Source organism: Actinospineispora spinosispora DSM 44797 (assembly GCF_000429025.1).
Taxonomy (GTDB): Bacteria; Actinomycetota; Actinomycetes; order Mycobacteriales; family Pseudonocardiaceae; genus Pseudonocardia; species Pseudonocardia spinosispora.
This window is the reverse complement of the sequence record NZ_AUBB01000045.1, coordinates 1-10,262: the sequence shown is the minus strand read 5'-3', so window position 1 is coordinate 10,262 and position 10,262 is coordinate 1. Positions and strand designations below refer to the sequence as shown.

Genomic DNA, 10,262 nt, shown 5'->3' with positions numbered 1-10,262 from the left:
GTTCAGCTCAGTTTATATCAACACGCGTTGGCCTACGTGCGTATCTGTTGTTGTGGATCTTTCGTTGCCGGATCGTGCGAACCTCTCCCCGTCCGCTCGTCGTCGCGTTTGCGCTGACCTGCCTCGCCCTCTTCGGCTCGGCCCTCATCCCGCCACAGGCGAGTGCGACGCCGAGCGAGGCTCGTTGCCGGGACGTCAGCATCCCGATCACGCTGACCGGCGCCGACGCCCAACACATCGACGGCACCCTGTGCCGGCCGGACGGCGAGTCGCCGAAAACGGTGCAGCTGCTGATCCCCGGCGCGTTCTACAACCACGGCTACTGGGACTTCGGCTTCGACCCCGGCAAGTACTCCTACGTCCGGGCCGCCACGAAGGCTGGTTACGCGACGCTGGCGATCGACCGGCTCGGTACCGGCACCAGCTCCCACCCGCCGGGCGCGCTCATCGACAACAACACCTCGGCCACGTCGGTGCACCAGGTCGTCACGGCGCTGCGGCAGGGCCGGGTCGACGGCACGAGGTTCGATCGGGTCCTGGAGGTCGGCCACTCCTACGGTTCCATCACGGCCTGGTACGAGGCGGGCACCTACCACGACGTCGACGCGGTGATCATCTCCGCGTTGCTGCACTCGCTGTCGCCGACCGGTGCCGCGGTCATCTCGACGTCGCTGGAGCCGGCGCCGGCGGACGCGAAGTTCCTGGGCAAGGTCGTGGACCCGACCTACATCACGACCCGACCCGGCGCCCGCAAGGGCTTCTTCTACCGCGCCGACACCGACCCGAGGGTCCTGGCCTACGACGAGCAGACCAAGGATCTGGCGACGACGTCCGAGGTCAGCGGCTTCGGCCAGTCGCTGGTGAGCCCCATGCCCGGCGACATCACGGTCCCGGTGCTGGTCGCCATGGGCCGAAGCGACGCGGTGTTCTGCGCGCTGGGCGCCACCGACTGCTCCACGCCGGCGAACATCGTCACCCAGGAACGCCCGCACTACGCCAAGGCACCCTGCCTGGCCGCGTGGGTCTCCCAGAACTCGGCCCACGACCTGAACACCGCCGCCGACGCCCCCGCCTGGTTCACCTTCGCCCAGTCCTGGTCCACCAAAACCCTCCCTCCCGACGGCACCCCCGCCCACTGCTAACCCCCGCCCCCGCGCGGCACGAATGTGGCTTTAGGGACGTTGAACGTCCCTAAAGCCACATTCGTGTCATCGGAAGGGCGGACGAGCGGATCAGGCGGCGGTGATCGTGAAGATCAGGACCGCGACGCAGGACAGGAGCGTTGCGGTGCAGTTCAGGAACAGGTTGCGGCCGAAATCGTGGGCCCGGATGTGCGCGGCCGCCGCGATCAGGAAGTAGAGGACCAGCGCGACACTGGTCAGGATCGCCAGCGGCGGGACCCAGATGCCGATCACCAGCCCGGCGGCGGCCGCGAACTTGATCGGCGGCAGCACCCACCAGAACCGTCTCGGGAAGTGCACGTCCACCAGGCACTGCCGAATGAACGACGGCGGCCGGAGGCACATCAACCCGTCCCCGAACTGCACGAAAGCCAACGCGGCGAGCGGCCACCACGGCGTGATCATCTGCTGTCCTCCCTGACGCGACTGCCCATGGAACGCCGGACCCCGCCCGGTTGTGACATCCCCCCGATGTCACACACCGGACTCGGGCCACGTCTCGTGGGCATGGACACGAAGGGAGCGGACCCGGCCGCGTTGTTCGCCGAGTACCGGAACCTGCTGTTCACCGTCGCCTACGACATGCTCGGCGGCGTCGGCGATGCGGAGGACGTCGTCCAGGACACCTGGCTGCGCTGGTCGGCGGTCGACCACACCACCGTCACCGCGCCGCGCGCCTACCTGGTGCGGATCGCCACGCGCCTGGCGCTGGACCGGCTGCGGGCGCTGCGCCGGTCCCGCGAGGAGTACGTCGGGCCGTGGCTGCCCGAGCCGCTCTGGGACGGACCGGATCCGGGCGAGCGGCTGGTCGAACACGAGGGCGTCGCGGTCGGCATGCTGGTGGTTCTCGAGACGCTGTCGCCGCTCGAGCGCACCGCGTTCGTGCTGCACGAGGTGTTCGGGTTCTCCCACAGCGAGATCGCGGAGATCCTGCAACGGTCACCTGCCGCGGTCCGCCAGCTGGTGCACCGGTCCCGGGAACACGTGCGGGCGAGACGACCCCGGTTCGACGTCGACCAGGACACCGCGCGCACGGTCGCGCGACGCTTCGTCGACGCCGCGGTCAGCGGCGACGTCGCCGAGCTGCTCGACGTGCTCGCACCGGACGTCGTGCTCCACAACGACGGCGGCGGCATCCTGCGGACGGCATTGCGCCCGGTCGTCGGCGCGGACAACCTCGCTCGTCTGTTCACCCACGTCGGCCCCGCCTACGAGTGGGGCGAGTTCCACTGGGGAACCCAGGGTGGAGTGCCCACGGTGTTCGCGGTCAAGGACGGCGTCGTGTGGGCCGCCGCCAGCATCGAGACCGACCCGACCGGACGCCGGGTGACCGCCGTCTACGGCACCGTCAACCCGGCGAAGCTGCGCCACCTCACCGTCGACGGGATGACCCGATGAAGATCGTGGTCGCGGGTGCGGGCGGTGCGATCGGCGGCTACCTGGTCCCCCGCCTGGTTGCCGAGGGTCACCAGGTCGTCGGGCTGACCCGCGCGCCGTCGGGCGCGGTGCGCGTCCGCGAGCTGGGCGCCGAGCCGGTCGTCGCCGATCTCCTCGACGCCGACGGCCTGCTCACCGCGGTGCGCGGCCTTCGGGCCGACGCGGTCATCCATCAGGCGACCGCGCTGGACCGCGTCCCGATGCTGCACCGCCACCTCTATCCGACGAACGCGCTGCGTGACCAGGGAACCCGCAACCTGCTGCGCGCCGCCACCGAGCTGGGCGCCGGCAGGTTCCTCACCCAGTCGTTCTTCCTCGGTTACGGCTACCGCGACCATGGTTCGGGTCTGGTCACCGAGGAACAACCCTTCGCCCAGGCGAGCGGCACCGCGTTCGACGTGCACCTGCGGTCGATGCACGCCAACGAGACGTCGGTGTTCACCGCGCCCGGGATCGAGGGGATCGCGCTGCGCTACGGGCTGTTCTACGGCAAGGACGCCGCCACCGACGAGCTGGTCCGAAGGCTGCGTGCCCGCGGGCTGCCCGTCCCACACCCCGGCGCGATCACCTCACTGATCCATCTCGACGACGCGGCGGCCGCGACGGTCGCCGCGTTGCATCACGGCCGTCCCGGGCACGCCTACAACATCGTCGACGACGAGCCCACGTCGTTCGCCGACTACCTGCGCGAGCTCGCCGCCACCCACGATGCGCCGCCGCCACGCGAGGTACCCGGCTGGCTGCTACGCCCACTGCCCTACCCGTACGCCGTGCTGGTCGGCACACGGTTGCGGGTGTCGAACGCGCTCGCCAAGACACACCTCGCCTGGACACCGAAGTACCCGAGCCACCGCGAAGGCCTCAGAGCCCGCGAACGATGAGGTTGCCCCGCTCGAACCTCTCGTCCACGCCCGGCTCCCTGGTCAGCCGCGCGACCTCGACCAGTCCGACCGCGCGCAGCAGCTCGGCGACGTCGCCGACCGGCCACCGGTATGCAAGCGAGGCCTTGTGGTCGAACTCCTGAGGCTCGCGCAGTGAGTCGTCGCCGGAGAAGAACCCGATGAGCGCATGGCCGCCGGGGGCGAGGACCCGGGAGAACTCGGCGAACACCACGGGCAGCTGCTCAGGCGGGGTGTGGATCATCGAGTACCAGGACAGGACGCCGCCGACGGAGTCGTCCGGCAGAGCCAGTTCTGTCATCGACCCTTCGTCGAACGACAGCCCGGGATGCGTCCTGCGAGCGATCGCGATCATCGTGGGCGTGAGATCGATGCCGAACGGCGCCAACCCGAGCGAGTGCAGGTAGCCGGTGATGTGGCCCGGCCCGCAGCCGAGATCGGCGACCGTCGTTCCGGCGTCGCCGGCCTTGACGATGTCGGCGAACGCGCTGATGAGCGCCCGGTCGAGCGGAAAGTTCTCCATCGAGCCCGCGGTGAGCTCGGCGTACAGCTCGGCCACGGCGTCGTAGTCGGTACGAATGGTGCGCAGGTAGGTCAACTCGGTCACGCGCGGACCGTATCCACCACCCCCGACACTCTCCCCTCCCGCGAGTCGGGCACCTCAGCACACCGAGTCGGGCATCTCAGCACCGATCCACCACCTCCATTCCTGGTCCGACCGCGTTCTTGCTCGCATCCACAGACACAGAGGCACCCGGCGACGGCGGCGGCAACGGCCGACCCGGGCAACCCGGCGAACCCGGGAGACCAGACACGGACGGCACTCGACGAGACGGAGGCGACGGAGGCGCTGGCGGGAGCGGCTGGTTCAGCGGTAAAGGTGGCGACGGCGGGAGGCTGGAGCGACGACAAGTCGGGAGAGAACGCCACCCACAGCGGTTCGGACAGCAAGGGCGGCCGAACCTTCGACGAATGGCTGAGCGACTGGCTTCACTCCTGGTTCGGTTCGTGGTTCAGGGCGAGCTGACAAGCTCACCCGCACCCTCCCTCCCGCGAGTAGGGCACCTCAGCAGCCCGAGTCGGGCGTCTCGGCATCCGAGGATGTGTCGAAATCCGCGACTCGGTGTGCTCAGAGCACCGACTCGCGGTCCGCTGGCCGAGGTCAGGGGCGCGAGGCCTTGTTCACTGCTCCAGTGCTGGGACGCCGAGCAGAGTGCTCACTCGCCACAGCCGGGCCGACCACCCGTCGTCGATGTAGGCGAGCACCTGCGCCTCGGCCGGATGCACCGTCCCGCGGTGGCTTCGCAACAACGCCACCAGGCGCCCCCGATTGGCGAGCGAGTCGACATCCGGGTCATCAGTGGGCTGCTCACCCAACCGGTGTTGCCGACCGCCGCGATCTATCAGAACCGCTCGCAGGATCACTGATTCCGGCCGCATATTACTGCGGCGAATATTCTTGATTCCGGACATATCTGCACCACCGTCACCCTCCCCGGTGAAACTGGCCACGGAAATGTGGGAGAAAAGTCGGCGACCAGACAGGACGCTGGCCGCCGACGCTCCTCCCCCCACACCGATGGCCCCGGCGGGCCGTGCGCCGTCCCACCCCCTGATGGCAACCGAGATTGCTGGAACGGCACCTCGGCGTGTTCGTCGGCAAGCTTCGCCCCTGAGACAGGGTCGCGCATCAGGCCGATCACCCGATGACGCTATAGTCGCAGGTCAGATTGTTATATGATTTTTCCGGTCCGGATCGGGGCACGGGCTGGGACAGGTGGGAGCTGGGGGAACGTGGCGACTCCGGATGCTGGAGCGGGTCCTCGCGAGCAGTTCGCGGAACGGTTCGCGCTGCTGTACGCAGAGGCGGCCTCACCACCGTTGAAGCGGGTCGCCCAGGCGGTGGGGAAGGCCCGCCTGATGGATCAGCGTGGGAGACCGGTGCGCCTTTCCCCGCAACGAATCAGCGATTGGCGTCGGGGCCAGAATGTTCCGTCGGGATTCGCCGCACTCGCGGTCGTGCTGACCACACTCATCGAAGAAGCGTGCAGGAGCAAACCGAATCCAACAATTCCCGGATTGTACGACCTCGCCGTGTGGCGGGCCCTGCACGCGCAGGCGCTCGCCAGCCCGGTCAGCGTGCCGCACCCGGCACCCGAGGTCGGTCCCGCCGAGTCCGTCCGCTGTCCCTATCGCGGCCTCGCATCGTTCCGAGAGGAGGACCACCAATTCTTCTTCGGCCGCGAAACCAGCACGGACATGCTCGTGGAACGACTGGTCGCGGGCCTGACCACCGGCGGGATCGTCGCGCTCGTCGGTGCGTCCGGGGCGGGAAAATCCTCGCTGTTGCGCGCCGGGCTGGTTCCGGCCCTGCGCAAGGGTGCGCTCCCCGCCGAGGGGTCGGCCGACTGGCCGGTACTGGTCATCACGCCGGGTGAGGACCCGCTGAGCCAGCTGAAGGAGCGGATTCCCGAGCTGGCCGAGACGTCGCGGCTGACCGGGCCGAGCGACACCCGGGCCGCGATCGCCGCGCACGCACGGCGGTGCGGTGTCCCCGGCGTCCGCCTGGTGCTGCTCGTGGACCAGCTTGAGGAGCTGTTCACCCTGTGCGACGACGAGACGCAGCGATCGGCGTTCGTCCAGCTCCTGCACGCGGCGGGCACCCCGGAGATGCCTGGTGATCCCCCGCCGGCGATCGTCCTCGTCGGTCTGCGCGCGGATTTCTACAACCAGTGCCTCGCCTTTCCCGAGCTGGCCGAGGCGCTGCAGGACCGGCACATGCTGCTGGGCCCGATGACCTCGGCGCAGCTGCGGGACACGGTGGCCGGTCCCGCCAAGTCGGTCGGGCTGCGGCTCGAGGCCGGTCTGCTGGAGCTGCTGATCCGCGATGTCGGCATCCGGGTTGGCCGCACCCGGGCCGGCGAGCAGACCACCTACGAGGCGGGCCTGCTACCGCTGCTGTCCCACGCCCTGCTGACCACCTGGCAGCACCGCAGGAGCGGCAAGCTGACCATCACCGGATACCGGGCGGCCGGAGGGATCCACGGTGCCGTCGAGGCGACCGCCGAACGTGCGTGGGCCGAGCTGGACTCCCCGGGCCGCGATGCCGCGCGCCACCTGCTGCTGCGACTGACCCGGATCGGCGACGACGGCCACGACACCCGGCGGCGAGCCGACAAACAGCGGCTGCTCGATCAGGCGTCGAACCGGTCCGCCTCGCAACACGCGCTGGAGACACTGGCCGGCGCACGTCTGGTCACCCTGGACACCGACGGCTCGGTACAGATCACCCACGAGGCACTGCTGCGCGCCTGGCCGAGGCTGCGGGGGTGGATCGAGCAGAACCGGGAGGGCCTGCTGCTGGCGCAGCGGCTGGAGGAGGACGCCGAGGCCTGGCACAGCGTCGGCGGGGACTCCTCGATGCTGTACCGGGGCGCCCGGCTCGACGCCGCGAACCAGTGGGCCGGCACCACCGCCCCCAGCCGCCTGGCCGGGGATTTCCTCACCGTGTCGACGCGGCATCGACGTCGCCGCTACTGGACCAACCGCGCGGGGATCGCACTGGTGGTGGTGCTCGCGCTGGTCGCGGGGGCCACCGCGGCCTTCGCGGACTCGCAACGCAAGGACGTCCAGTTCACCGACATCGTCGCCGAGGCCGACCGCCTGCAGAACGTCGATCCGTCCCTGGCCGCGCAGCTGAACCTGGTCGCGCACCGCATGCGCCCCGACGACCAGAACGTCAAGGGCCGGCTGTTGTCCAGCCAGAACGTGGCGCTGGCCAGGCCGTTACCGGGTCACGCGGGCGGTGTCTACAGCCTGTCCTTCACCCCGGACGGGCACATCCTGGCCACCGCCGGCTTCCTGAACACGATTCAGCTGTGGGACACCTCCGACCCCGATCAGCCCGTGCCGTTGGGGCCGCCGCTGAACACCGGCACCAACTGGCTCAGCTGCGCCCAGTTCAGCCCGGACGGGCGAGTGCTCGTCAGCGGCGACGGCGCGGGTGCCGTCCAGCTGTGGGACCTGGCCGATCCTCGGCACCCCGTCCCGCTGGGCCGGCCGGAGGACAGTGGGCACGGCTCCGTCATGTGGCAGGCCTTCAGCCCGGACGGCCGGACCCTCGCCACCGCGCACCAGGACGGCACCACCCAGCTGTGGGCGGTCGGCACCGATCCCGGCCACCCGCTGGCCCGGGGTGAGGCCCTCACCGGGCACGTCGGGATGGCCAGGGCCGTTGCGTTCAGCCCCGACGGCCGCACGCTGGTCACCGGCGGTGCCGACCGGACCGTCCGGGTGTGGAACGTGTCCGATCCCGCCCATCCGCTGATGGTCGGCGCGCCGCTGACCGGCCACACCGAAGCGGTGGGGGCCGGCGCCATCGCGTTCAGCCCCGACGGGCGCATCGTGGCAACCGGGGGTGACGACAAGAGCGTCCGGCTGTGGAGCGTCGGCCCCGGTCCCGCGCCACTCGGTCACCAGCTCGTCGGCTCGCAGGAGCAGATCAACTCGGTCGCGTTCAGCCCGGACGGCCACACCCTCGCCGCGGGCAGCAGCGACACCACCGTGCGGCTCTGGAACGTCACCGATCCGGTTCATCCCCTCCCGGTCGGGACCGGCCTGCCGACGGCGAACGGCGCCGTGTACTCGACGCTGTTCAGCCCGGACGGCCGCACGCTGGCCGTGGGCGGCGAGGACGGGACCACCCTGCTCTACTCACTGCCCGCGACGTTGCTCACCGGACATCTGTCCGCTGTCCAGAGCGTGGCGTTCAGCCCGAACGGTCGTACTCTCGCCAGTGGAGGCTTCGACGACACCGTCCGGTTGTGGGACGTCACCGATCCAGCCGGCCCGATCCCACTCGGCCCCGTGGAGAGCCACCGCAACCAGGTCATCAACGTCGCGTTCGGCCCCTCCGGTCGGCTGTTCGCCTCGCTGGCGCGTGGAGAGCCCGTCCAGCTCCGGGACGTCACCGATCCCCGGCATCCGTTGCCGGTCGGCACCCCGATCCCCCACGCCGCACGCAACAGCAGTGCCCTGGCGTTCAGCCGGGACGGCCGGCTGCTGGCGATCTCCGACACCGACCAGACCGTGCAGCTGTGGGGCATCACCGACCCGGTGCACCCGATCCGGCTGGGCCCCGCGCTGCGCATCGAGCGCAACTACGTGAACTCGGTCGCGTTCAGCCCGGACAGCGGGACACTCGCTACCGGCGGGAACGACGGCACCATGCAACTGTGGGACGTGCGGCGGCCGACCGAGGCCGTGCCGTACGGGCCGCCGAACAACCCGCACGCCGGGCAGCTGTGGGAGGTCAGGTTCAGTCCGGACGGCCGCACCCTCGCCGCGGCGAGCGACGACAAGTCGATCCGCCGCTGGGACGTCAGCGTCCCGGCGCGTCCGGTCGAGCTCGCGCCGCTGCTCGGCCATGCGGGGCTGGTGAACAACGTGGTCTTCAGCCCGGACGGGGACACGCTGGCATCCACGAGCGTCGACCGCGGCATCCGGCTATGGGACCTGACCGATCCCACACCCACGTCCGAGAGCCTCATCGGGCACACCGGCACCGTGGCGGCGGTCGCGTTCAGTCCGGACGGCCGAACGCTCGCCACCGGAAGCCGGGACAACACGATCATGCTGTGGGATCTGAATCTCGACGACGCCGTGCACCGGATCTGTGCGGATTCCCGGGGTGCGCTGTCTCCTCGACAATGGCAGCGCTATCTACCTGATCTGCCCTACGATCCGCCCTGCTGATTCGCGGGCGAGGAGTGGGTGGCGCTGACCGACGAACCTGGGGGACAAGATGCCGGCCAGCGCCAGCTATAACGGTAGCCCCTTGCGTGACACGCTGACATTCCAGGGCTCGACAAGGGCGGGCGCGTATGGCCGAAAGGTCGCCCCGAGGGGCTTCGCGGCCAGGGCCGGCCGGCGACCGACGGAAGGGAGACTCCATCGGCCACCGGCCGGGGCTTCGGCACCGCCGCGCCGGACCTGGGTGGTGTCCGGCGCCCTACCGGTGGTCCGTCCCTCTCCCCAAGAGCAGCTCTCGCTGCAGGGGCGGCGTCTCGGCGGGGCGCCGGGCAAGCATCGCCGAGCCACCCTGTCGACGCACCTCACCGAGGGTTGAACTCTCACAAAACCGCAGCTCAGCGAGCTATCCGAGTTTTCCGGTCCGGATGACGACCGCCTCAACCCGGCCACTACATGTATCACGCGTGATACATGTAGCTCATGACCGAAGTGACCATCCGTGAACTCCGCAACCACGGCGGCGAGGTGATGGATCAGGTCGAGCACGGCGAAACCGTGACGGTCACGCGATCCGGAGTGCCGGTGGGCGAGCTGCGTCCCATCCCCCGACCTCGGTTGACCGCGAGCACGCTCCTCGAACGGTGGCGTTCGGTCCCCTAGGTCGGCCCGGAAGCCTTCCGCGCGGATGTAGACGCGCAACCGCACGAATGTGGCTTTGGGGACGTTGAACGTCCCCAAAGCCACATTCGTTCCGCGCGGGAGGCGGGTCAGGCGGGGGTTTTCTCCAGGCGGCGGCTTGCCTGGTAGGCCAGGCAGTAGCCGACGCCGCGCACCGTGCGGACCAGGTTCGGGCGGCCCAGCTTCGTCCGCAGCGTTGCCACGTGCACGTCCAGGGATCGGCTGGCCCTGGGCAGCTGACGGCCCCAGACCTGCAGCATCAGCTGGGTGCGGCTGCACACCGAGCCGGCCGCGTTGACCAGTACCGCGAGCAGCC

Annotated in this window: 9 protein-coding genes; 5 read left to right on the top strand and 4 right to left on the bottom strand. The window is 69.9% G+C overall.

What is annotated here, in order from left to right; genetic code table 11:
- Positions 1-74: 74 nt before the first annotated feature.
- On the top strand, positions 75-1,142 hold the full coding sequence (locus G406_RS48210) for an alpha/beta fold hydrolase (protein WP_051342382.1): 1,068 nt from the start codon (positions 75-77) through the stop codon (positions 1,140-1,142).
- A gap of 90 nt (positions 1,143-1,232) precedes the next feature.
- Here G406_RS48210 and G406_RS0119690 read toward each other — a convergent pair whose 3' ends face one another.
- A complete protein-coding gene (locus G406_RS0119690) occupies positions 1,233-1,586 on the bottom strand; it encodes a DoxX family protein (RefSeq protein WP_028935141.1) in 354 nt (117 codons plus the stop codon).
- Positions 1,587-1,652: 66 nt separating this feature from the next.
- On the opposite strand from G406_RS0119690, the gene sigJ reads away from it, so the two are divergent.
- Together sigJ and G406_RS0119680 are read left to right on the top strand one after the other, a co-directional pair.
- Positions 1,653-2,579 carry an RNA polymerase sigma factor SigJ gene (gene sigJ, locus G406_RS0119685; RefSeq protein WP_245607167.1) on the top strand — a complete coding sequence of 309 codons (927 nt, stop codon included), beginning with the start codon at positions 1,653-1,655 and terminating at the stop codon, positions 2,577-2,579.
- Complete coding sequence (locus tag G406_RS0119680) at positions 2,576-3,499, top strand: NAD-dependent epimerase/dehydratase family protein (protein ID WP_028935139.1); 924 nt, start codon at positions 2,576-2,578, stop codon at positions 3,497-3,499. Before sigJ ends, G406_RS0119680 begins: the two co-directional genes overlap by 4 nt.
- On the opposite strand, the gene G406_RS0119675 is transcribed toward G406_RS0119680, so the two are convergent.
- Positions 3,480-4,124, bottom strand: coding sequence for a class I SAM-dependent methyltransferase (locus G406_RS0119675; RefSeq protein ID WP_051342381.1), 645 nt, complete (start codon positions 4,122-4,124; stop codon positions 3,480-3,482). The two genes, G406_RS0119680 and G406_RS0119675, sit on opposite strands and share 20 nt — an antisense overlap.
- A gap of 575 nt (positions 4,125-4,699) precedes the next feature.
- The gene (locus G406_RS58430) at positions 4,700-4,990 is read right to left on the bottom strand and encodes a hypothetical protein (protein WP_156934999.1); all 291 of its coding nucleotides are present in this window, start codon (positions 4,988-4,990) and stop codon (positions 4,700-4,702) included.
- Between the two features lie 606 nt (positions 4,991-5,596).
- Between G406_RS58430 and G406_RS0119655 the strand changes: the two genes are divergently transcribed.
- Together G406_RS0119655 and G406_RS48205 are read left to right on the top strand one after the other, a co-directional pair.
- Positions 5,597-9,271: an nSTAND1 domain-containing NTPase gene (locus G406_RS0119655; RefSeq protein ID WP_245607166.1), complete on the top strand. Its 3,675-nt coding sequence runs from the start codon at positions 5,597-5,599 to the stop codon at positions 9,269-9,271.
- Between the two features lie 477 nt (positions 9,272-9,748).
- Positions 9,749-9,928: a type II toxin-antitoxin system Phd/YefM family antitoxin gene (locus G406_RS48205; protein ID WP_051342380.1), complete on the top strand. Its 180-nt coding sequence runs from the start codon at positions 9,749-9,751 to the stop codon at positions 9,926-9,928.
- Positions 9,929-10,035: 107 nt separating this feature from the next.
- Here G406_RS48205 and G406_RS48200 read toward each other — a convergent pair.
- Positions 10,036-10,262, bottom strand: a 227-nt coding sequence (locus G406_RS48200) for a winged helix-turn-helix domain-containing protein (RefSeq protein WP_037077480.1), incomplete at its 5' end; no start/stop codon positions are given.

Coding starts and splice junctions, on each gene's coding strand:
- G406_RS0119690 (WP_028935141.1), bottom strand. CDS start 1,586: ATGATCACGCCGTGGTGGCCGCTCGCCGCGTTGGCTTTCGTGCAGTTC.
- sigJ (WP_245607167.1), top strand. CDS start 1,653: ATGTCACACACCGGACTCGGGCCACGTCTCGTGGGCATGGACACGAAG.
- G406_RS0119680 (WP_028935139.1), top strand. CDS start 2,576: ATGAAGATCGTGGTCGCGGGTGCGGGCGGTGCGATCGGCGGCTACCTG.
- G406_RS58430 (WP_156934999.1), bottom strand. CDS start 4,990: ATGTCCGGAATCAAGAATATTCGCCGCAGTAATATGCGGCCGGAATCA.
- G406_RS48205 (WP_051342380.1), top strand. CDS start 9,749: ATGACCGAAGTGACCATCCGTGAACTCCGCAACCACGGCGGCGAGGTG.